General features: G+C 39.2%; 19 protein-coding genes. 3 read left to right on the top strand and 16 right to left on the bottom strand.

The annotated features are described in order from the left end of the window. Positions 1-108: 108 nt before the first annotated feature. Positions 109-1,053, top strand: coding sequence for an HPP family protein (locus N7931_RS01280; RefSeq protein WP_262791432.1), 945 nt, complete (start codon positions 109-111; stop codon positions 1,051-1,053). A gap of 16 nt (positions 1,054-1,069) precedes the next feature. Here N7931_RS01280 and N7931_RS01285 read toward each other — a convergent pair whose 3' ends face one another. The 11 genes from N7931_RS01285 to N7931_RS01335 form a co-directional block, all read right to left on the bottom strand. Continuing rightward, the gene (locus N7931_RS01285; protein ID WP_262791433.1) at positions 1,070-1,468 is read right to left on the bottom strand and encodes a GFA family protein; all 399 of its coding nucleotides are present in this window, start codon (positions 1,466-1,468) and stop codon (positions 1,070-1,072) included. A gap of 22 nt (positions 1,469-1,490) precedes the next feature. Then, a complete protein-coding gene (locus N7931_RS01290) occupies positions 1,491-2,249 on the bottom strand; it encodes an RES family NAD+ phosphorylase (RefSeq protein WP_262791434.1) in 759 nt (252 codons plus the stop codon). A gap of 41 nt (positions 2,250-2,290) precedes the next feature. Next, the gene (locus tag N7931_RS01295) at positions 2,291-2,653 is read right to left on the bottom strand and encodes an MbcA/ParS/Xre antitoxin family protein (RefSeq protein ID WP_262791435.1); all 363 of its coding nucleotides are present in this window, start codon (positions 2,651-2,653) and stop codon (positions 2,291-2,293) included. 189 nt (positions 2,654-2,842) lie between these two features. Continuing rightward, positions 2,843-4,276, bottom strand: coding sequence for a dihydrolipoyl dehydrogenase (lpdA, locus tag N7931_RS01300; protein ID WP_262791436.1), 1,434 nt, complete (start codon positions 4,274-4,276; stop codon positions 2,843-2,845). Between the two features lie 74 nt (positions 4,277-4,350). Next, positions 4,351-6,279, bottom strand: a complete 1,929-nt coding sequence (aceF, locus tag N7931_RS01305; protein ID WP_262791437.1) for a pyruvate dehydrogenase complex dihydrolipoyllysine-residue acetyltransferase — start codon at positions 6,277-6,279, stop codon at positions 4,351-4,353. A gap of 16 nt (positions 6,280-6,295) precedes the next feature. Next, complete coding sequence (aceE, locus tag N7931_RS01310) at positions 6,296-8,965, bottom strand: pyruvate dehydrogenase (acetyl-transferring), homodimeric type (protein WP_262791438.1); 2,670 nt, start codon at positions 8,963-8,965, stop codon at positions 6,296-6,298. Positions 8,966-9,026: 61 nt separating this feature from the next. Beyond that, entirely contained in the window at positions 9,027-9,791 is a 765-nt protein-coding gene (pdhR, locus tag N7931_RS01315; protein WP_262791439.1) for a pyruvate dehydrogenase complex transcriptional repressor PdhR, read from the bottom strand. Positions 9,792-10,022: 231 nt separating this feature from the next. Next, entirely contained in the window at positions 10,023-11,216 is a 1,194-nt protein-coding gene (locus N7931_RS01320; RefSeq protein ID WP_262791440.1) for a pyridoxal-phosphate-dependent aminotransferase family protein, read from the bottom strand. Between the two features lie 219 nt (positions 11,217-11,435). Further along, the gene (metK, locus tag N7931_RS01325; protein ID WP_262791441.1) at positions 11,436-12,587 is read right to left on the bottom strand and encodes a methionine adenosyltransferase; all 1,152 of its coding nucleotides are present in this window, start codon (positions 12,585-12,587) and stop codon (positions 11,436-11,438) included. A gap of 291 nt (positions 12,588-12,878) precedes the next feature. After that, positions 12,879-13,424 carry a SprT family zinc-dependent metalloprotease gene (locus N7931_RS01330; RefSeq protein WP_262791442.1) on the bottom strand — a complete coding sequence of 182 codons (546 nt, stop codon included), beginning with the start codon at positions 13,422-13,424 and terminating at the stop codon, positions 12,879-12,881. 98 nt (positions 13,425-13,522) lie between these two features. Beyond that, positions 13,523-14,245 (bottom strand): SapC family protein, encoded by a 723-nt coding sequence (locus N7931_RS01335; RefSeq protein ID WP_262791443.1) that lies wholly within the window; start codon positions 14,243-14,245, stop codon positions 13,523-13,525. 305 nt (positions 14,246-14,550) lie between these two features. Here N7931_RS01335 and N7931_RS01340 point away from each other — a divergent pair, with 305 nt between their 5' ends. Together N7931_RS01340 and mutH are read left to right on the top strand one after the other, a co-directional pair. Further along, positions 14,551-15,402: a putative RNA methyltransferase gene (locus N7931_RS01340; RefSeq protein ID WP_262791444.1), complete on the top strand. Its 852-nt coding sequence runs from the start codon at positions 14,551-14,553 to the stop codon at positions 15,400-15,402. Between the two features lie 53 nt (positions 15,403-15,455). Continuing rightward, positions 15,456-16,127 carry a DNA mismatch repair endonuclease MutH gene (mutH, locus tag N7931_RS01345; protein ID WP_262791445.1) on the top strand — a complete coding sequence of 224 codons (672 nt, stop codon included), beginning with the start codon at positions 15,456-15,458 and terminating at the stop codon, positions 16,125-16,127. Between the two features lie 38 nt (positions 16,128-16,165). On the opposite strand, the gene N7931_RS01350 is transcribed toward mutH, so the two are convergent. From N7931_RS01350 to N7931_RS01370, 5 genes are all read right to left on the bottom strand, one after another. Beyond that, on the bottom strand, positions 16,166-17,341 hold the full coding sequence (locus tag N7931_RS01350; RefSeq protein WP_262791446.1) for an HDOD domain-containing protein: 1,176 nt from the start codon (positions 17,339-17,341) through the stop codon (positions 16,166-16,168). Positions 17,342-17,401: 60 nt separating this feature from the next. Beyond that, positions 17,402-17,974: an anthranilate synthase component II gene (locus N7931_RS01355; RefSeq protein WP_262791447.1), complete on the bottom strand. Its 573-nt coding sequence runs from the start codon at positions 17,972-17,974 to the stop codon at positions 17,402-17,404. A gap of 84 nt (positions 17,975-18,058) precedes the next feature. Beyond that, positions 18,059-19,654 (bottom strand): ABC transporter ATP-binding protein, encoded by a 1,596-nt coding sequence (locus tag N7931_RS01360; RefSeq protein WP_262791448.1) that lies wholly within the window; start codon positions 19,652-19,654, stop codon positions 18,059-18,061. Next, the gene (locus tag N7931_RS01365) at positions 19,651-20,676 is read right to left on the bottom strand and encodes an ABC transporter permease (RefSeq protein ID WP_316250561.1); all 1,026 of its coding nucleotides are present in this window, start codon (positions 20,674-20,676) and stop codon (positions 19,651-19,653) included. The genes N7931_RS01360 and N7931_RS01365 overlap by 4 nt, the downstream gene beginning before the upstream one ends. Before the next feature lie 15 nt (positions 20,677-20,691). After that, positions 20,692-21,792, bottom strand: a complete 1,101-nt coding sequence (locus N7931_RS01370; protein ID WP_262791450.1) for a microcin C ABC transporter permease YejB — start codon at positions 21,790-21,792, stop codon at positions 20,692-20,694. Positions 21,793-21,836 lie beyond the last annotated feature (44 nt).

Genomic DNA, 21,836 nt, shown 5'->3' on the forward strand with positions numbered 1-21,836 from the left:
TAGTGCAAATTTTTTGCATTTAAATATCATTATTATTCATTATACACAAATATAAATTATCCCTATTATTTGCAACCGTTTTGCCAAATGAGTTGTAAATATTCCTAGATGTTTGTAAATAAAGTAAAAAATCGTGTCACTTATCTTTTAAAAGAAACCCGTTTATTTTTAGGATTAGAGGCCAGTACCACCTCACATGCTGAAAAAATCATTTCAGGCATAGGTGCAATTTTAGGCATTTTATTTACCCAAAAAATTACGCTGCAATACTTTGATCCACACACATCTTTATTTTTAGTTGGTTCAATGGGGGCTACCGCAGTATTAATTTTTGCATTACCGCACGGGGTTTTATCTCAGCCGTGGAATGTATTTGCAGGCCATATTTTATCAGCCATTGTTGGTGTGAGTTGCCAGCAACTTGTTCAAGATCCTTATTTAGCAGCTGCACTGGCTGTTGGTTTGGCAATTTGTGTTATGCATTATACCCATAGTTTGCACCCGCCCGGCGGTGCAACCGCACTATTTTGTGTAATGGGTGGCGAGCAAGTTCACCAGCTTGGATTTAACTTTATTTATACACCACTGCTGCTTAACTTAGTGTGTTTAATGCTCATCGCATTTACTTTTAATTTATGTTTTCACTGGCGACGTTATCCGGCACATTTAAATTTTGCTGGTAAAACACATACGCCATCTAGCTATCAACTGAGTCAGGAAGATTTTACTGCTGCACTTCGCCAGCAAAATTCTTATATTGATGTTAGCTCAGAAGAGTTGGCCGAAATTTTTAGTAATGCAATTGAACATGCCCAAAATAATAAGCCACAAAAAAGATTAACGATTTCACTTAATCATTATTACAGTAACGCTGGATTAGGTGAATATTGGAGTGTCAGACAAGTAATAGAAATCCGCCGCACCCAACTTAAATATAAAGTAGTTGCAGGTAACGAGGCTGGCACAACGGGTGAAACTTATATTAAAAGCTTTAAAAAATGGGCAAAACATGAAGTGCACTCAGTTGATAAACATTGGATGAAACGCCCCTAAAATAATCAAGATACTGCTATTCAGGAAAACCTGAAAAAGCTTTAATCTGTTCTAGCTTGTTATCCCAATTAGCTTTACTGCCAACAAAAATATTGGCATCAGGTTTAAGCTGAATATCTGAATCCAAACAACCAGCAGGTACAACTAGCATAGCTGAGTTGTTTACTTGTACCGGCAAAGCTGAACCACAGTGTTGACAGAAACATTTATTATGACGAGTATCTTCCAGCCTGAAAACCTTAAGATCAGATTCACCGCTTAACCATGTTATTTTAGCGAATTTCGAAAATAAATTAGCAGCATGTGCCGACCCTGTATCTTTTCGGCAATATGAACAATGGCACAAGTAAAAATGCTCAAATTCACCTTCAATTTCAAATTTTACAGAACCACATAAACAAGCCCCTTGGTACATATATTTCTCCATTCAAAATGATTTAAGCCAATAAAGGAAATTGTCCGTCTACCAAAAAGTCAGCTAAAGCAAAACTTTGTAGTGTTTCATTTCTACTATAAAAGCTGACTTCTTGCTGATTTGACTGACATAACCAGTTAACCATTTGCTCAGGCACGGTTGAACAAATTGCTTTAGCCTGAGCAATTGCAAGATTAGTTTGGGCGGTATTGCTAAATTTATCTCGTGCAGAATAAAAACGAATTAACTCCACCTGCTTTTGCTCCGTTAAATACTCACCCAACTTTTGGGTAAAACTATAATCAGCAGGATTGGTTAATATTGGCTTAAATTCAGTTAATGAATTCGCTGTTAAATCTACCGTTTGATTTGATTTAACCTTAACCGAAAACATTAAATGTTCAGATTTAACCGGCTTGCTATACGGCTCTTGCATCGCCAATAAAAAAGCAAAGCGATAAAACGCAGCTTCGGCTAAGGCCGTTAATTTATCTTCACTGGCATAAAAAAAGCTTGGCATAAATTGATGACCAAACCTTGAACCATACTTTAAAGGTGGATAACGAAAAGGGGTAGCAATCAAATAATGTAATGACTGATGCTCAGCAGGCAATGTCGGTTTATTCTGTTCTAATAAGTCTTCTAACAGAGCTTGTTCTTCTAAACTATCAACCAAACTTGTAGTTGCCACCTGCTCCTGACTTTCAACAAAACGATAAACCTGCGCCTGGTATTGACTGTAAAATTCAATTTTTTCGATGCATTGTTTTAATAAATCCATTTAGTTAACCTATTGAAGCTAAATTTAATTTTACCTTAAATTTATACCTTGCCACGCATTGCATCTAAATAAGCATTGGTTTTAAGCAGACCATCAATTTTTAAACACAGTTCACTAGGCTCACCTTTGAGCACTTTGTTATAAGTGGAAAACCAATGGCGCATAAACTCGGTATCGCCACCGCCTAACGCATAAAGTGAGCGATACAGCCGGATAAAATGCATTTGCAGTTCAGCTTGTTTAGAGTCGACAGCAAAGCCTTTGTTTGATTTTCTCGACAAAGTGGATGGATCAACGCCAATAATCTTACTGGCTTGATGAGAAGACACAGCCAAAGCTTTGTAAGCATTGACATAAGCTTTCATTAATATCTGAGCAGCATCGGGTTTAGCAACGGCTGACATAAAACCTCCATTGATTAAAAATCAATCTATGGTTAATCATAACCGGTTTTATTGCATTTGCAACAATAAAACAAATAAAAAAGCAAATGCAAGAAAAATAGTGAAAATAAAAATGCCAATAACCCATAAAAAAACCTGAGTTAATTGCTTAACTCAGGTTTTTAAATTTCTTAATTTTGAAAAGTTAAATTACTTTTTCTTAACCGCTTTTTTATTGGGTAAGTCAGTAATTGAACCTTCATAAATTTCAGCGGCTAAACCAACTGATTCGTGTAACGTTGGGTGAGCGTGAATGGTTAATGCGATATCTTCTGCATCTGCGCCCATTTCAACCGCTAAACAAACTTCACCTAATAATTCACCTGCATTGCTACCAACCATAGCGCCGCCTAATAATCTGTGATCATCTTTATCAAAGATCATTTTAGTAAAACCATCGGTTGCATTTGAAGCAATTGCACGGCCAGAAGCTGCCCAAGGGAATACAGCTACTTCATAGTTAATACCTTGCTCTTTTGCTTCTTTTTCAGTTAAACCAGCCCATGCAACTTCAGGGTCAGTATAAGCAATAGATGGGATAACTTTAGGTTCAAAATAATGTTTTTTACCTGCAATCACTTCTGCTGCCACATGCGCTTCGTGAACGGCTTTGTGAGCAAGCATTGGCTGGCCAACAATATCACCAATTGCATAAATGTGCGGAACATTTGTACGTAGTTGTTTATCAACGTTAATAAAGCCACGGTCAGTTACTTCTACACCGGCTTTATCAGCATCAATTAATAAACCGTTTGGTGCGCGGCCTACTGCAACTAATACAGCATCGTATTTAACTGGCTCTGCCGGTGCTTTTTTACCTTCAAAGCTAACATAAATACCGTCATCTTTTGCTTCAACCGCAGTCACTTTGGTTTCAAGCATAATGTCGTTGAATTTTTTGCTGATTGACTTGGTAAAAGTTTTAATAATGTCTTTATCGGCTGCTGGAATAAGTTGGTCCATAAACTCAACAACATCAATTTTAGCGCCTAATGCACTATAAACTGAGCCCATTTCTAAACCGATAATACCACCGCCTAAAATTAACATTTTTTCTGGTACAAATGGCATTTCCAGCGCATCTGTAGAATCCCAAACACGCGCATCGTCATGTGGAATAAATGGTAATTTAACTGGGCGAGAGCCAGCAGCAATAATTGCATTATCAAAGTTTACAGTAGTCACCGTGCCATCTTCTGCGGTTACCGTAAGGCTGTTAGCACCTGTAAATTTACCAAAACCATTTACGGTTTTAACTTTACGCATTTTAGCCATACCGTCTAAACCGCCGGTTAACTGGCCAATCACTTTGTTTTTGTGAGCGCGAAGTTTATCAATATCCACTTCAGGTTTACCAAAAGTAACCCCTTCGTGTTCCATATTTTGTGCATCAACTAAGTGTTTAGCAACGTGCAATAAAGCTTTAGATGGAATACAACCAACATTTAAACAAACGCCACCTAAAGTGCTATAACGCTCAACCAAGACAACTTCTAACCCTAGATCGGCTGCACGGAAAGCGGCAGAGTAACCGCCAGGGCCTGAGCCTAATACAACGACCTGAGTTTTGATTTCATTACTCATAAAAATCCCCAGTTTTTATTAATTAAGGGCAAAGTTACTCTGCCCTATTTTGTCTATGAGAAGTTCAGCGCAAGTTACAGCACTAAACGGCGTAAATCAGTTAAGTTTTGTGCAATCTCTGTTGAGAAAGCAGCACCTTCAGCACCATCAATCACTCGGTGATCGTATGATAATGAAAGCGGAACCATTAAGCGTGGCTCAAACTCTTTACCATTCCACTTAGGTTTAAAGTCAGACTTAGATACACCTAAGATACCGACTTCTGGTGCATTTACGATAGGGGTAAATGCAGTACCACCAATACCACCCAAGCTTGAAATAGTAAAAGTACCACCTTGCATATCAGCCGCTTTTAACTGGCCAGCACGCGCTTTTTTGGAGACAACAATGAGCTCTTCAGAAAGCTCTTCAATGCCTTTTTTGTTCACATCACGAATAACAGGAACAACTAGACCACCCGGTGTTGCTACTGCAATACCAATATTGATGAATTTCTTAACAATTAAACTGCCGCCATCTTCCGATAACGAAGAGTTAAAGTTAGGAAACTTCTCTAGCGCCTTAGCAACTGCTTTCATGATAAATACTAACGGAGTAATTTTTAAACCCGTTTGCTTTTTAGCATGGTAATCATTTTGCGCCTTACGGAACGCTTCAAGATCCGTAATGTCAGCTTCATCAAATTGTGTTACATGCGGAATGGTTGCCCAGTTTCGGTGTAAGAAAGGACCAGAGATTTTAGTAATTCGGCTAAGTTCTTTTTCTTCAACTTCACCAAATTTACTATGATCAATTGGTTTAACCGGCACAATTTGCAATACATTATCACCCGCTGGCGCTGAGCCTGCGGCTGATTTAGGTTTAGCTAACTCTGCTTTAACCCAGTTTTGGACATCTTCTTTTAAGATTCGACCTTTAGGACCAGTTGCCGGAACTAAAGTTAAATCAACACCAAATTCACGCGCAGTACGGCGAACGGATGGTGAAGCATGTACATTTTTGCTTGGTTTAGACGGAGCAACAGCTGCCGCTGGCTCTGCTTTTGCAGGCGCTGGCGCCGCTTTTTCAGGTGCTGGTGCCGAAGCAGCTTTTTCTGCTACAGGTTGAGGTGCTGAGCCTTTAGTTTCCATTAATACAATTAATGAACCTTCAGACACTTTGTCACCAACTGCAACTTTAATTTCTTTGACTGTACCGGCAAATGGTGCAGGTACATCCATAGTTGCTTTATCTGTTTCTAACGTAATTAAACCAGCTTCAGCTTCAATTTCGTCACCAACTGCAACTAAAATTTCAATAATATCAACGTCAGTATCACCACCGATATCCGGTACTTTTACTTCTTTCATTTCGCTGGCAGCCGGTGCAGATTCAGCAGCAGGCGCAGCTTGCTCGGTTGCAGCCGGTGCACTTTGCTCAGCAGGCGCTTCACCGCCAGCCGTTTCAAGTAACAGAACTAAAGTGCCTTCTGAGGCTTTATCGCCAACTGCAATTTTTAGCTCTTTTACAATACCCGCAGCCGGACAAGGTACGTCCATAGTGGCTTTGTCAGTTTCTAAAGTAATTAAACCATCTTCGGCTGCAACTTCATCACCCACAGCAACTAATACTTCAATAACTTCAACATCTGTATCGCCACCAATATCTGGTACTTTTACTTCAATCACTGAACTACCGCCAGCTTGCGGTGCTGCTTTTTCAGCTTCTTGTGGCGCAGCTTGAGCTTGCTCTGGTTCAGCCTGTGCTTCACTTTCGCTCGCACTTTCACCAGCAGCTTCTACGGTCACAATTAAAGTACCTTCAGATACTTTATCGCCAACTGCAATTTTAATTTCTTTTATTGTGCCTGCAAACGGAGCTGGGATATCCATTGAAGCTTTATCACTTTCAACTGTGATAAGCGAATCTTCAGCTTCTACCGTGTCACCAACTGCAACACAAAGCTCAATCACTTCAACTTCATCACCGCCCACATCAGGGACTAAAACATCTTTAATTGCCATTGTTACTATCCCCTAATTAAGCGTAAAGTGGGTTAAGTTTTTCTGGATCAATATTGAATTTAGCAATTGCTTCGCTAACTACTTTCTTTTCAATCTCGCCACGTTTTGCTAATTCATATAACGATGCTACTACAATGTAATACTCGTTAACTTCAAAGTGAATACGTAAGTTTTCACGGCTATCTGAACGGCCAAAACCGTCAGTACCTAAAACTCGATAATCAGTTGGCACAAAACCACGAATTTGATCAGCGTATTGCTTCATGTAATCCGTAACCGCAATAGTTGGACCTTTGCTGTCAGCTAAAACTTGAGTGACATAAGGGACTTTTTCTTCTGCTTCTGGGTGAAGCATATTCCAACGCTCACAGTCTAAACCGTCACGAGCTAATTCATTGAAAGAGGTAGCAGAATAAACATCTGAGCTAATACCGTATTCTTCAGCTAAAATCTGAGCTGCCGCACGAGCGCGCTCTAAAATCACACCAGATGATAATAAATTAACCGATGCTTTCGCTTTTTTAGCTTCGTGGCTTTCTAATTTATAAATACCTTTTTTGATACCTTCTTCTACGCCTTCAGGCATAGGTAACTGAACATAGTTTTCGTTCATTACAGTTAGGTAATAGAAGATATTTTCGTTATCGCCATACATACGTTTAATACCGTCTTGTACGATAACTGCAATTTCATAACCATACGTTGGGTCGTAAGTAATACAGTTTGGTACAGTACCAAAATGTAAATGCGAGTGACCATCTTCGTGCTGTAAGCCTTCGCCGTTTAAGGTTGTACGACCAGCAGTACCACCAATTAAGAAACCACGAGCTTGTAAGTCACCAGCAGCCCACACTAAATCACCCACACGTTGGAAACCAAACATTGAGTAATAAATGTAGAATGGGATCATTGGTAAATCAGCATGCGAATAAGAAGTCGCCGCAGATACCCAAGACGCCATTGAGCCTAACTCGTTAATCCCTTCCTGTAATACCTGACCTTTTTTATCTTCACGATAATAAGCAACTTGGTCAGCATCTTGAGGGGTATATTTTTGACCTTCATGCGCATAAATACCAACCTGACGGAATAAGCCTTCCATACCAAAAGTACGGGCTTCATCAGGGATAATTGGCACAATGTTTTTACCGATTTTTTTGTCTTTTAATAATGCAGTTAAAACACGTACAAACGCCATAGTCGTCGAAATTTCTCGACCTTTAGAACCATCAGTAGTTGCTTTAAATGCATCTAATTGAGGGATTTCTAACTGAATAGATGAGTTTTCACGGCGAACCGGCATTACACCACCTAATGATTCACGGCGGCTCATCATATATTTATATTCTGGGCTGTTTTCCGGGAAACGATAGTAAGGCAGGTTTTCTAATTCAGAATCAGAAATTGGCACATTAAAACGATCACGCATATAACGAATCGCTTCTAAATCCATTTTCTTCACGCCGTGAGCAATGTTTTTACCCTCAGCAGCTTCACCCATACCATAACCTTTAACGGTTTTAGCTAAAATAACAGAAGGACGACCTTTTGTTGCTTTGGCTTTAGCATAGGCAGCATAAACTTTAACCGGATCATGACCACCACGGTTTAAGCGCCAAATGTCATCGTCTGACATATTAGCAACCATTTCTTTTAACTCAGGGTATTTACCAAAGAAATGCTCACGCGTGAAAGCACCGCCTTTTGCTTTAAAGTTTTGATATTCACCGTCTACGGTTTCATCCATTAACTTTTGCATTAAGCCGTTGTGATCTTTTTGGAATAATGGATCCCAGTAACGACCCCAAACCACTTTAGTTACATCCCAGCCTGCGCCGCGGAATGTACCTTCTAATTCTTGAATAATTTTGCCGTTACCACGTACAGGGCCATCTAAACGCTGTAAGTTACAGTTAACTACAAAAACTAAATTGTCTAACTCTTCACGAGCAGCTAAACCAATTGCACCTAATGATTCTGGCTCATCAATTTCACCGTCACCTAAGTAACAATAAACAGTTTGTTCAGAACAATCTTTTAAACCACGATCAGTTAAATATTTTAAGAAGCGAGCCATATAAATAGCCTGCATTGGACCTAAGCCCATAGAAACTGTCGGGAACTGCCAATAATCAGGCATTAATTTAGGGTGAGGATAAGAAGATAAACCATCAGCAAATGCTTCCTGACGGAAGTTATCTAATTGTGATTCGCTTAAACGACCTTCAACAAACGAACGCGCATAAATACCAGGCGAAATATGACCTTGGAAATAAACTAAATCACCACCATCTTTTTCGTTTGGAGCACGGAAAAAATGGTTAAAACCAACATCGTACAACATAGCTGATGATTGGAAACTAGAAATATGACCGCCTAGCTCTAAATCTTTTTTCGAGCCACGCACAACCATCATCATTGCATTCCAGCGAATAACCGCACGAATTCTGGCTTCAAGCTCAGGATCACCCGGCATATTAGGCTCTTGCCCAGCAGGAATAGTGTTCTTATACGCTGTCGTTGCATCAAAAGGTAAATGCGCACCATTACGGCGAGATGTTTCGATCATCTGCTCGATTAAATAATGTGCACGTTCCGGACCTTCATTTGCAAGAACTGATTCAATCGAGTCAATCCAATCACTGGTTTCGATTGGATCAACATCGTGATTAAGGACGTCAGACATATTGTTTTCCTTTATCGTTAGGCTTGCAAAGCTTAAACCGCATTTGCTTCATCTAGCCAATCTAGTGTTTTAGTTCTTTTTGCACGCGTCGCATAGCTCGCTGCAATCGGGTTTCTTCTTGTCCTAACTGAAGTAATGATTCTTCAATAAAAGACAAATGATGATGCGATGCCGCCCGCGCAGCTTCTGGATCGCGTGCTAAAATCGCAACCATCAATGAATTTCTATGTTTATCTAAACTCGGCAAAATTTCGGGCTTCGCCGATAAAATTTCTATATTCTGAGCGATATTCTTTTTAATTAAAACCGCCATGCCCTGTACTAAATGCACAATCACTAAATTATGTGAAGCTTGTGCGATTTCTAAATAAAATTCATACAAAGCATCCACTTGCTCAGGGATTGTGGATTCTGCTGTCTTCTGCGTCAACTCAAAACCCTGTTTAATTTGCTTAAAATCAGCTTCGGTTCCGCGCAGCGCCGCATAGTAGGCAGAAATGCCCTCAAGCGCATGACGAAATTCTAACAGATCAAATTGTGTTTCTGGTTTTGAAGAAATAAGTTGAAACAAAGGATCGGCCAGTGCTTTTTGCAACTGGTTATGAACATAAGTGCCACCACCCTGACGACGATAGACTAATCCTTTGGCTTCTAATTTTTGAATTGCTTCACGCAAAGACGGGCGAGACACCTCGAACTTTTTAGCAAGCTCACGCTCAGGCGGCAACTTTTGCCCCGGCAATAAACTTCCTTCCAAGATCATGGTTTCTAGTTGTTGTAAGATTGCATCAGCCAACTTAGGCTGGCGAACTTTATGATAATTCATTCACTTCCGTCTTAGGATAATTGGTAATACCAATTCACTTGGCGCCATACCTTACCAGAACAGAACGAGAGTGTAAATTAGCTAAACTTGATTTATATCAAGTCCTACCAGCTAAAGGTCATAATTATCGTCTCGTATAGCCAAGTTGACTGATTATTAAAAATAAAAATAGCTATAAGTCATTAAATAAATAAACCAAATAGTATGATTTATTATCATCAAAAAATGAGCTTATGCGTTTGCTTGCAGTCCACGTTCTAGCTCTGCCATCCCTGTTGGTAAATCAATTTTGCCGCCTAAATCTCGAATTGAACAGCCAAATGCATGTAAAGTTCTAAATAAATGATGCGCTCTACTTTGCTCGCCCATTTGCCCAATACGAACAATATCTAACCCAAATGAACCTGCTATTTCAACTCGATAACGATTAGAAATATGCTGACATAAGGCTTTTTGGGCAATACCGTTTGGCATGCTAATACCAATAACTGAGTTTAATCGAGCTTCTTCTGGGACATATAAAGATAAACCTAAAGCTTCAATACCTCTCTGTAGCGCCAGTGAACAGCGTAAATGGCGAGCAAAACGTGATTCTAGTGTTTCTTTACAAATAAGCGCTAGAGCTTCATGAATAGCTAAAATACCAGAAACTGGTGCGGTGTAATGGTAAGAACTACGATGCCAAAATTGCTCGGCTAATTGAGCATCTAAACACCACTGCGCACTTTTAGTTGGACGGCTATGAATACGCTGATAAGCCCGCTCAGAAAAAGCAATTAAAGAAACACCAGGGATAGAAGATAAACCTTTTTGACCACCTGTGATAACGGCATCAATTTGCCATTCGTCCATTTTCAGAGGCATAGTACTCAAAGTACAAACCGCATCAACAATCACATAACAGCCATATTGATGAGCCAGCTGGCTGATTTCTGCTAAATTTTTATTGCAAACCGTATTAGAGGTTTCACCTTGTACTAACGTGATTACCTGAGGTCTAAAGCGTTCAATAACTTGTTTCACTTCGACCAAATCAGGAATAGAAGCATCGGCTACTTTTAAAGTTTCAACATGCGCACCGACCCGTGATGCCATTTCAGCCAAGCGACTGCTGAAAAATCCGTTACAGATACTTAATACCCGCGTATCCTGCCAAACCAAATTAGTTACAGCCATTTCCATTGCCGCAGACCCCGGCCCGGCAACACCCATAATCCATTTTGACTGGGTTTGAAATACATAACGCGACATTTGCTTAACCTGATCAATTATCTTAGCCATAGTATCGCCAAGGTGATTAATCACTATAGAGTTTGCCCTTGCTACCTGCTCCGGAATAGGTACAGGCCCCGCGCCCATCATTAATAAAGGTTCTGTAGGTAAAATTTCGTCTAATGAAATCAATTCGGGCACATCTATTAACATGGAGTTATATAACCTCAAATAAAGTTAACTGTGGATAAAGGGCAAGAACTAAATAAGATAACAATTAATTTATCTTACTGTCATTAAGATTTTTACATAATGCAGTGAAAAGTATAAATAAAATGATGCAGCCTGAATTGGCCTTTGAATATAGCTAAAAATCGATAAAAACAAAAAAAGCCACAAACGTGGCTTTTTCAGTAGTGATTAACAATCAGCTTATAAACCGGCTGCGGCTTTTAAGTCTGCTGCTTTGTCTGTTTTTTCCCACGGGAACTCTTCACGACCAAAATGGCCATAAGCTGCGGTAGGTTGGTAAATTGGGCGCTCTAAATCTAACATTTTGATTAAACCATAAGGGCGTAAATCAAAATGTTCGCGAACTAATTCAACCAAACGCGCTTCATCAACTTTACCCGTTCCAAAAGTTTCAATACTAATAGACGTTGGCTCGGCAACACCAATTGCATAAGAAACCTGAATTTCACAGCGCTCCGCTAAACCAGCAGCAACAATGTTTTTAGCAACATAACGGCCTGCATACGCCGCACTACGGTCTACTTTTGATGGATCTTTACCAGAGAAAGCACCACCACCGTGACGCGCCATACCACCGTAAGTATCTACAATGATTTTACGACCCGTTAAACCACAGTCACCCATTGGACCACCAATGACAAAACGGCCAGTTGGGTTAATAAAATATTGAGTATTAGCAGATAACCACTCAGACGGTAAAACCGGCTTGATAATTTCTTCCATTACCGCTTCACGTAAGTCGGCAGTTGAAATGCTGTCACAATGCTGAGTTGATAAAACAACGGCATCAATACCAACTGGTTTGCCATTTTCGTAAGCAAAAGTTACCTGACTTTTTGCATCTGGACGTAACCAAGGTAAAGTACCATTTTTACGAACTTCAGCCTGACGCTTAACTAAACGATGCGAATAAGTAATTGGCGCTGGCATTAATACTTCAGTTTCGTTGCTAGCATAACCAAACATTAAACCCTGATCACCTGCACCTTGATCTTCAGGACGAGCACGGTCAACACCTTGGTTAATATCTGGTGATTGTTTACCTATGGTATTTAAAATAGCACATGAATCTGCATCAAAACCCATATCTGAATGGGTATAACCAATTTCACGAACGGTTTTACGGGTTAACTCTTCAATATCAACCCAAGCTGTTGTGGTTACTTCACCACCAACCATCACCATGCCGGTTTTAACATAAGTTTCGCAAGCAACACGAGCATGAGGATCTTGCGCTAAAATCGCGTCTAATACTGCGTCAGAAATTTGATCGGCAATTTTATCCGGATGACCTTCTGAAACTGACTCAGAAGTGAATACATGTTTAGCCATGAGTATGACTCCTATCAATACAAAAATATAAGTTCAATCTCATTTCAACCAAATACAAAGCGTATTCAAACCGATTACGAAGTCCTACAACATTTAGGTTGCATTTGCTTAGGTTGAGATTTTCATGTTTCGTCTTGGCAAACCAAGATGCGAAATTGCCGCTAAGTGTAGTGATTATTTATTTTTTTGCAAGTCTTTACGTCTAGACGTCTAAACATCCAAAATAAGAGATAGAAAGTGAGAAGTAAAGAATAGCCTTTAGGCAAATTTCCTCTGGCTGGAAGAAGCTTATTATTGCAAAAGGTTCAGCTGTTCAAGCGTTAATTTACCGGCTAAATAAGCCTCTAGTTCAGTTATCTGAACTAAAAATAGTTTATTTAAACTGGCAGCATCACCACGCATATATTTGTTTTTAAGTTTGACTTTTCTATGATACTTACGTTCAAGTAATTGAATATTTTTATCTTTTTTTAGTACCAACTGATACTTATAACTCGTTTTTACCGGCTTTTGCGCTCTGCTTCTGGGGGTTGCACCTAACTTGAGGGCCCATGCTTTCCATATTTTTCCGTGTCCACGCTCGCCCTGCATAAATGCCAGCGCATGAGCAAATTCATGTTTAAGCGTATCAATTTGAACATCCAGCGGGTTTTGAGCCAATACAGGCAAAGAAATAGCGATTTGTCGTTTTTTGTAATTACAGCTTCCTAATACGGATTTGGTGTTAGTAAATTTAAGCTGATAATCGGCTAACTGCGGAAAATGCGACTGATAACTTTGTTTAATTTCAGCAAAAAGTTGCCGAATTTGTTGCTGTTTATCAATCAAGTCCATCATTAAATATCTGCGGCAGTTTCAAAAATAAAAGAAGTAAAACAAAAAAGAGCCTGATTTTCATCAGACTCTTTTTTATAAAAGGGTCATTCCAGCTTATATTAAGCGGCTGCGCTTGTAGATTGCTGTTGCAGACGGAATAAAGTATCCATTTGCTGCATTGAGGTTAAAATGGCATAGCATACGCCTAAATAACCACGCTTGCGCATTTCTAAAAAGTCTTCGTCAGCTAACTGGTTGAATTTTTCTTCGTCAAACGCAAAGAAACTACCAATATTAACGCGCTCACCATCAGCTTTAGTATAACCAACTGTTCTTGGTACCAATAACTCTTTTTCAGAGATATATTTAACAAATGAACGACTTGACGCTTCACGCTCAAGGAAAGAGTTCATAAACTCTTTAACTTGCTCAATAATTTTACCTTCGCTGCCATCTTCGTTAAATAAAGGCTCACCATCGTCTTTATTAAACATTTCAGCATCTTCATCTAAACATACAACCATATTTTCTTGGTTACCGTTTACCGATGCAGCAGCAAAAGGATAACGACGAATAGCAGCTGGCACATAAGTCGCTGACCAACGGCCATCTTGAATAATTAAGTTTTCATCTTTTTTCAAACCTAATAAAGCAAGTGGATGATACTCACCTGTTTCGTCATTTTTATGGAAAATGATTGGGAAGCTTGAAGATGCTTGCGGAAACTCATGCGCTAATAAAGGTGCAACGTGAACGTTTTTAGCAAAATTATAGTTTGGTGCGCGCTTTAACTTTAAGTCTTTATGTGTGCTTGAGTTAATTGGAACCAATTTTTTGAACATTTGGGTTCTCCGATATTAATTATATTCTGTCTATGATTGTCTTATTTCAAGCTCATTACTTTGAAATCAGCTTGGAAGTAGATCCAAGATATGCATTGCGAGAAACAAATCAAGTATAAATTAAATAAAAAGTAAAATTAACGTAAAACCTTGTTCACTTTTCAATCAAACCGTACAAATTAAGCTCAATTTTAACATTTCGCCGGCTTTTGTTTTTTACAAATCGCAACAAGGTTTAGCAATTGGCTCGGCAATGTTAGAATAAAATACGTTTCATTTGGTATGTTTAATTAACGATAATAACTGTGATAAATTCGACTCATTTACTTATTTGCCCGCTTGATGCCACGCCATTAACTAAAAATGATAATAGCTGGCAGTGTCTGCATAACCATCAATTTGATATTGCCCGTCAGGGATATGTCAATTTATTACCGGTACAAAATAAAAGATCAAAATCTCCCGGCGATACCAAAGAAATGGTCAATGCCAGACGAGATTATTTAGCCACTCAAGCCTATCAACCAATCAGCGATAAGCTAAATGAATTAATTATTGAAAGCTTTCCATACAAAACTAATCTGAGTATTTTAGATGCAGGCTGTGGCGAAGGTTATTATTTAGCTCGCTTAAATAAGGCTTTAACCCACCAGCATAAAACTGCTCAATTATATGGTTTGGATATCGCTAAATTTGCGATACAGGCCGCGGCTAAAACGGATAAAAATAGTTTTTATTTAGTCGCCTCAAACCGCGCAATTCCGCTGGCAGATGCTAGTTTGGATAGTATTTATTGTGCTTTTGGTTTTCCGGTGTTTGAAGAATTTGCCAAAAAGTTAACCCATGACGGCCAGTTAATTTTGGTTGAAAGCGGCGCAGATCATTTAATTGAGTTGCGAAAATTAATTTACCCAAGCATTAAGCCATATCAGGTTAATCCTTATCCGCAGGCTGAAATCAGCGGTTTTAAACCAAGCAAACAAGATAATGTAAAATACCAAATCACTTTAGATAAGTCAGCACTTGCTAACCTTTTATTAATGACCCCACATATTCATAAAGCCAGCAAAGAAAAACAACAAGCGTTAGCACAATTAGACCAACTGACGCTGACCATTGATGTAAATTACCGAGTATTTGAATTAGCTCATGTATAAAAGCACTCATGTTTGAAGTCACTGATAATCAAAATAACCAAAGCTAAAAAATCATGAAATTAGAAGCCGCCAGCGCACCACAAAGCGAAGCTGAATTACTTAACCGGGCAATGCAAATTGCCGGGCTTAATCTTGCTCAATTAGCACAAATGGCTGGTGTTAGCGTGCCGGATAATTTACTGCGAGATAAAGGCTGGAGTGGCCAACTATTAGAATGGCATTTAGGTGCAACCGCTGGCTCTAAACCTGTACCGGACTTTGAATTATTAGGTATAGAGCTAAAAACCATTCCGGTTGACCGCAACGGGCAACCACTAGAAACCACTTATGTATGTGTTGCACCACTAACAGATTGCTCAGGTCAAATCTGGCAGGCCAGTCCGGTTAGAGTCAAATTAAATCGGGTATTGTGGATACCCATTTTAGCCGAGCGTGATATTCCGGTTGCGCAGCGAATTATTGGTTATCCGATTATCTGGTCGCCAACCCCCGAGCAAGATCAGGCACTGCAAGCTGATTGGGAAGAGTTAATGGATATGATAGTGCTAGGCAAAGTGAACCAAATTACCGCACGCACAGGGGAATACTTACAAATTAGACCCAAAGCCGCTAATAGTCGGGTTAAAACCTCTGGCATTGGTCAGTTTGGCGAGCCTATCGAAACTCTGCCAAGAGGGTTTTATTTGAAAAAAAGCTTCACCCGCCAAATTTTGGCGATGATTTAGCTCTATCCGGTGGCTCGAATATATTCGCGATTTTTAACTTAATCTTGCTGAACTAATCTTAAATTCAAACGGATTAAACTGAGTTTGGTTAACTCTTTTATTTCAGTCGCGGTTAATTTATTTTCTTTAAAAAATATTTTAGCCTCATGTTTGGCGATTAAACCGTGACGCTGAAGCACTTTATATCTGGCGTAACAAATCCCTTTTTTCAAAATCTCGGCCATTTCACTATTTGCACGGGCATAACTATCACTATGATCAGGCTTACCCGATAAATAAATTGCTAATGGCTGAGCTAAATTTAAACGCTTTAAATTAAATTTTTCTAATAACTTTAAACTTAATGGTGCTGAATGAGTTAATAATAAATCCCGCAGTGTTTCAGGTTTGGGTTCTAAATCGACCAAGGCATCATGCAGATCTTTTTTACGCATATCACGTGCAGCTTTTAGCTGTTGTTTCCATTCTAAGTCAAAGGTACGCAAGTAGAGCCTAACAATCGCGGATTTACCTAAGTCGTGAAATACACCTAACGCAAAAGCAATGCTGGGATCTTGATCATTAAGCTGCGCTAATCTGCGACAGGCGATCCCTGTACCCAAGGCGGATTCCCATAATTTACGCTTCATTAATCTAAAAGGTTCTGTGCTATGTGGTAGCCATTTTCTCAGGGCAAAACTGGGTACAACCAATTTTAAATTATCAATCCCGATATAACCCAATGCGGTTTTACATCTATCTACTCTAATTGGTTTTTTGCCATCTTCCTGCTTGCGGTAAATCGGTAAATTAACAAATTTAATCATATCCTGAGTCAACCAAGGCATACTGGATACCAAAGGTTCGACCCGACCGATTGAGGCGGCACGCACAGTTAAAATATCTAAGATCGCGGGGACTGCATCCTGAATTTGCAGAACATCCTGATAAATTAAATCCATATCATCAAGCTGAGTCAATACCATTTCAGATACTTTTTTATTCAATTCAATCGATTGCTGCGCCTGATTTGCTTGCTTATGTTTGGCTTTATCTATCCGCTCTGATTTAGCCTGCTGCTCAATGTCTAACAATTGACGCTGCTGAACTTGCTCTTCGCCTAACAAGTCTAACTCGTCTAAACCAAGTCCGTTGTGTGAGCGCGCAAAATCATAACTAATTAATAAGTCATGAAATCGAGTATGTAATAAATCAGAATAACTTTGGCCGGACATTCACTACCACTAAAATAAACAGGCTCGGATTTTGTTAATCGGATAAGCCTAGCAAAAAAATTAAGCGTTTAAAAAATTTCTTAAAATTTGATGTCCGTATTCCGACATAACAGATTCTGGATGAAACTGTACGCCAAATACCGGATATTGAATGTGCTCGATTCCCATAATCACTTTGCCGTTAATTTCATCTACCCAAGCGGTAGGTTTTAAAAAGCTGGGTAAAGTCCCCTCTTTAACCATTAACGAGTGATAACGGGTAACTAAAAAGTCGCGTTCAATACCTTTAAATAATCCTTGACCATTATGCTCAACCAAAGAGGTTTTGCCATGCATAACCTTATAAGCTTTAACAACTTGCGCACCAAAAACTTGAGCAATGCACTGATGTCCCAAACAAACCCCTAAAATAGGGTATTTGCCGGTAAAATGTTTAATGACGTCTAAACTAATCCCGGATTCATTAGGTGTACAAGGGCCGGGAGAAATACAAATGTGAGTCGGATTTAATTGCTCTATCTGCTCGATACTGATCGCATCATTACGAACAACTTTTACTTCAATTTCAAGCTCTTGAAAATAATGAGCCAGATTATAAGTAAAAGAATCATAATTATCGATTAACAGCAGCATATTAATATCCCGTCGCATTAAAGTTTAACGCGGGCATTATAACCAAACTATGATGTAACTGTTGTAGTATTTTTGTAATTAACGTTAACTCACCACAAAAGCCGTTTTGATCAGGTTTTGGGTATATTCATGCTGTGGTTGGGTAAAAACCTGTTCACAACTGCCTGCTTCTATAATTTTGCCAGCTTTCATCACCACCACATCTTCACAAAGCGCTTTAACTACTTTTAAATCATGGCTGATAAATAAATAAGTTAAGTTATGCGTTTTTTGCAGTTTTTTAAGTAATTTAAGCACTTGAAATTGTACGGTGCGATCAAGTGACGAGGTTGGTTCATCTAAAATAATAAACTTAGGTTTCATGACCAAGGCGCGCGCCAGAGCAATGCGTTGCCTTTGCCCACCGGAAAATTCATGCGGATAACGGTGACGAATTTCAGGATCAAGTTCAACTGCTTGCATCGCTTCTATAATCATTTGCTCGCGCATTGCCGGTTCGCCAATTTTATTAATTTCTAGCCCTTCACCAATAATTTCACTCACCAACATTCTGGGGCTTAAACTACCGTAAGGGTCTTGAAATACAAATTGCATATCGCGTCTTAGTTTAGTCAGCTGATCTTTTTTAAGCTGATTAACTGGCTGACCAGCAAATGTAAATTCACCCTGGCTTTTAATTAATCTGAGCAAAGCTTTAGATAAAGTGGTTTTACCACTGCCACTTTCGCCAACAACCGCTAATGCAGTGCCTTGTTTGATTGAAAAATTAATCCCGTCAACGGCTTTAACATGCCCAACCGTTCGGCGAAAAATACCTTGTTCAATCGCAAACCAAACTTTTAAATCTTTAACTGATAATAACTCCGCTGCATTTTTGTCTGAGTAACAAAATGCATCCGGCGGCTCAGCATTAATTAGTTTTTGAGTATAAGCATGCTGAGGTTGATTAAAAATTTGCTGACAGTTTTCAACTTCAACCAAGCGCCCTTTTTCCATCACCGCAACTCGGTCTGCTAATTGGCGCACGACCGTTAAATCATGGCTGATAAATAAAACGGCCATATTTAGCTCTTGTTGAAGCTGTTTAATTAAATCTAAAATTTGTGCTTGAACCGTCACATCTAACGCGGTGGTTGGCTCATCGGCAATTAATAACTCCGGCTCATTAATCAGTGCCATTGCAATCATAATCCGCTGTTTTTCACCGCCAGAAAATTGGTGCGGGTAATCTGCCAGCCGGTTTTTTGCATTGCGAATCCCCACCTTTTCAAGCCACTCAATAATTTTGCTTCGGCTTTGTTTTAAACTTAACCCTTGGTGAATTAATAAAGTTTCACCTAATTGTTTTTCAATGGTATGGAGCGGGTTAAGTGACATCATGGGTTCTTGAAAAATCACCCCAACTTTATCACCACGCCAGCCTCTTAATTGGCTTGGCGAAGCATTTAAAACCGATTGACCGGATAATAAAATATCACCGGTTGGATAACTCACTGGTGGCTCATTTAATAAGCGTAAAATCGACATAGAAGTCACCGATTTACCACTGCCACTTTCGCCTACTAAAGCTAAAATTTCACCACGCTGAATGGTTAAATTTAACTGGTGAACCACTTGTCTGGTTTCATCGCCCTGCTTAAATGCAATGCTTAAATTTTTAATTTCAACTAACTGGCTCATTTTTTATTCGCCCTTGGGTCAAATGCATCCCGAATCCCTTCGCCAATAAATACCAATAACATCAAAATAATCCCTAAAGAGCAAAATGCGGTAAACCCCAGCCAAGGCGCTTGGATATTAGCTTTACCTTGAGATAATAACTCACCAAGCGAAGGCGAACCGGGTGGCAAACCAAACCCTAAAAAGTCGAGTGAAGTTAAAATAGTGACAGAGCCAGATAAAGCAAATGGCATCATCGCCATAGTTGCGACCATGGCATTAGGTAAAATATGTTTAAACATCAAGCGGCTGTCAGACATTCCCATCGCTTTTGCCGCAGTCACATACTCTAAATTACGGCATCGTAAAAATTCAGCGCGGACAACACCAACAAACCCCATCCAACCAAATAAAGTGGTAATAAAAACCAGCCATGCAACATTCGGGGTAATAAAATTAACCAGAATAATCAACATAAACAGTTGTGGCATACCGCCCCAAATTTCCATAAATCGCTGTAAACTTAAATCAACCCAGCCACCATAAAACCCTTGCACAGCACCAAGCGCAATACCAATTAAAGCTGAGGCAATGGTTACAGCAAAGCCAAATAAAACACTTAACCTAAAACCATAAATAACCAGAGCTAATACATCGCGGCCTTTATCATCCGTACCCAGCCAGTTTTCATTGGTTGGCGCACTGGGCGCTGGAGTTGGTAAATCATAATTAATGGTTGAATAACTGTATGGAATTAACGGCCAGAGCATCCAGCCATCCTGTTCGATTAATTCTGCAATATAAGGGTCACGATAATCTGCGGCTAAATCAAACTCTCCACCAAAATCAGTTTCTGAATATTCAGTAATTAACGGGAAATATAAACTGTTCTGATAACTAATTAATAAAGGTTTGTCGTTAGCAATTAATTCAGCAAATAAAGACAAAACAAATAATACCGAGAACAGCCAAAACGAATAATAACTCTTGCGGTTATTTTTAAATTTTAACCACCTTTGCTGATTGATATGGCTTAAACTCAACCGTGATTTTGTCATCTAAGACCTCGACTCAAAATCAATTCGAGGATCAATAATCATATACATCAGATCACTCAAAATATTCAGCAATAAACCCACCAGTGTAAATACATATAAAGTGGCAAAAATAACCGGATAATCTCTTTGCACTGTGGTTTCGTAAAACAATAACCCTAACCCATCCAGTGAAAAGATAATTTCAATAATCAAGGAGCTACCAAAAAATACGCCAACAATTGCGGCCGGAAACCCTGACGCAATAATTAACATAGCGTTTCTAAACACATGCTTATACAAAATCGCGTTTTCGGTTAACCCTTTTGCTCTGGCTGTCATTACATATTGGCGGTTAATTTCATCTAAAAACAAGTTTTTAGTTAACATGGTTAAGCCAGCAAATGAGCCAATTACAGTGGCAATAATAGGTAAAGTCATGTGCCAAAAATAATCTGTAATTTTGCCCCAAGTGGATAAATCTTCCCAGTTATTGGATGTCAGCCCACGCAGTGGAAACCAGTCAAAATAAGAGCCACCAGCAAATAAAATAACCAGCACAACTGCAAATAAAAAGGCAGGAATAGCACTCGCGGCTAAAATAACGGTCGTTGTCCATGTATCAAACTGACTACCGTTTTTAATGGCTTTACGTATACCAAGCGGAATTGAAATAGCGTAAACAATTAAAAGTGACCAAAGCCCAAGTGAAATCGAAACCGGTAAACGCTCTATAATTAAATCGACCACACTTTTGCCGCGGAATAAACTTTCACCAAAATCAAATACCGCATAATCTTTTAGCAGTATCCAAAAGCGTTCAGTGATGGGTTTATCAAACCCAAACCGTTTTTCTATTTCTGCGATTTCTTCTTTGGTTAAACCACCTGCGCCTCGATAACCAGAAGCTTCCTGCGCGGTAATGTCTCTGGGTTGATTAACTTCACTACCGCTCGATGCCAACCTTTCTTGCATAACATTGGTATTACCCAAACCGGATTGAGCCGCAATATATTGATCAACCGGCCCGCCCGGAGCCAGTTGAATAATAAAAAAATTAATTGCAATAATTGCAAAAAAGGTAGGAATGACCAGCAATAAACGCCGAATAATATATGCGATCATTTAAATTTAATTTACCTGTTATTTTTGAGAATATTATATTTACA

Origin of the sequence: Catenovulum sp. 2E275, assembly GCF_025515275.1 — a bacterium.
GTDB lineage: Bacteria > Pseudomonadota > Gammaproteobacteria > Enterobacterales > Alteromonadaceae > Catenovulum.

Bases quoted from the DNA above. Each gene is read 5' to 3' on its own strand.
- N7931_RS01280 (WP_262791432.1), top strand. From the start codon at position 109: ATGTTTGTAAATAAAGTAAAAAATCGTGTCACTTATCTTTTAAAAGAA.
- N7931_RS01285 (WP_262791433.1), bottom strand. From the start codon at position 1,468: ATGTACCAAGGGGCTTGTTTATGTGGTTCTGTAAAATTTGAAATTGAA.
- N7931_RS01290 (WP_262791434.1), bottom strand. From the start codon at position 2,249: ATGGATTTATTAAAACAATGCATCGAAAAAATTGAATTTTACAGTCAA.
- N7931_RS01295 (WP_262791435.1), bottom strand. From the start codon at position 2,653: ATGTCAGCCGTTGCTAAACCCGATGCTGCTCAGATATTAATGAAAGCT.
- lpdA (WP_262791436.1), bottom strand. From the start codon at position 4,276: ATGAGTAATGAAATCAAAACTCAGGTCGTTGTATTAGGCTCAGGCCCT.
- aceF (WP_262791437.1), bottom strand. From the start codon at position 6,279: ATGGCAATTAAAGATGTTTTAGTCCCTGATGTGGGCGGTGATGAAGTT.
- aceE (WP_262791438.1), bottom strand. From the start codon at position 8,965: ATGTCTGACGTCCTTAATCACGATGTTGATCCAATCGAAACCAGTGAT.
- pdhR (WP_262791439.1), bottom strand. From the start codon at position 9,791: ATGAATTATCATAAAGTTCGCCAGCCTAAGTTGGCTGATGCAATCTTA.
- N7931_RS01320 (WP_262791440.1), bottom strand. From the start codon at position 11,216: ATGTTAATAGATGTGCCCGAATTGATTTCATTAGACGAAATTTTACCT.
- metK (WP_262791441.1), bottom strand. From the start codon at position 12,587: ATGGCTAAACATGTATTCACTTCTGAGTCAGTTTCAGAAGGTCATCCG.
- N7931_RS01330 (WP_262791442.1), bottom strand. From the start codon at position 13,424: ATGATGGACTTGATTGATAAACAGCAACAAATTCGGCAACTTTTTGCT.
- N7931_RS01335 (WP_262791443.1), bottom strand. From the start codon at position 14,245: ATGTTCAAAAAATTGGTTCCAATTAACTCAAGCACACATAAAGACTTA.
- mutH (WP_262791445.1), top strand. From the start codon at position 15,456: ATGAAATTAGAAGCCGCCAGCGCACCACAAAGCGAAGCTGAATTACTT.
- N7931_RS01350 (WP_262791446.1), bottom strand. From the start codon at position 17,341: ATGTCCGGCCAAAGTTATTCTGATTTATTACATACTCGATTTCATGAC.
- N7931_RS01355 (WP_262791447.1), bottom strand. From the start codon at position 17,974: ATGCTGCTGTTAATCGATAATTATGATTCTTTTACTTATAATCTGGCT.
- N7931_RS01360 (WP_262791448.1), bottom strand. From the start codon at position 19,654: ATGAGCCAGTTAGTTGAAATTAAAAATTTAAGCATTGCATTTAAGCAG.
- N7931_RS01370 (WP_262791450.1), bottom strand. From the start codon at position 21,792: ATGATCGCATATATTATTCGGCGTTTATTGCTGGTCATTCCTACCTTT.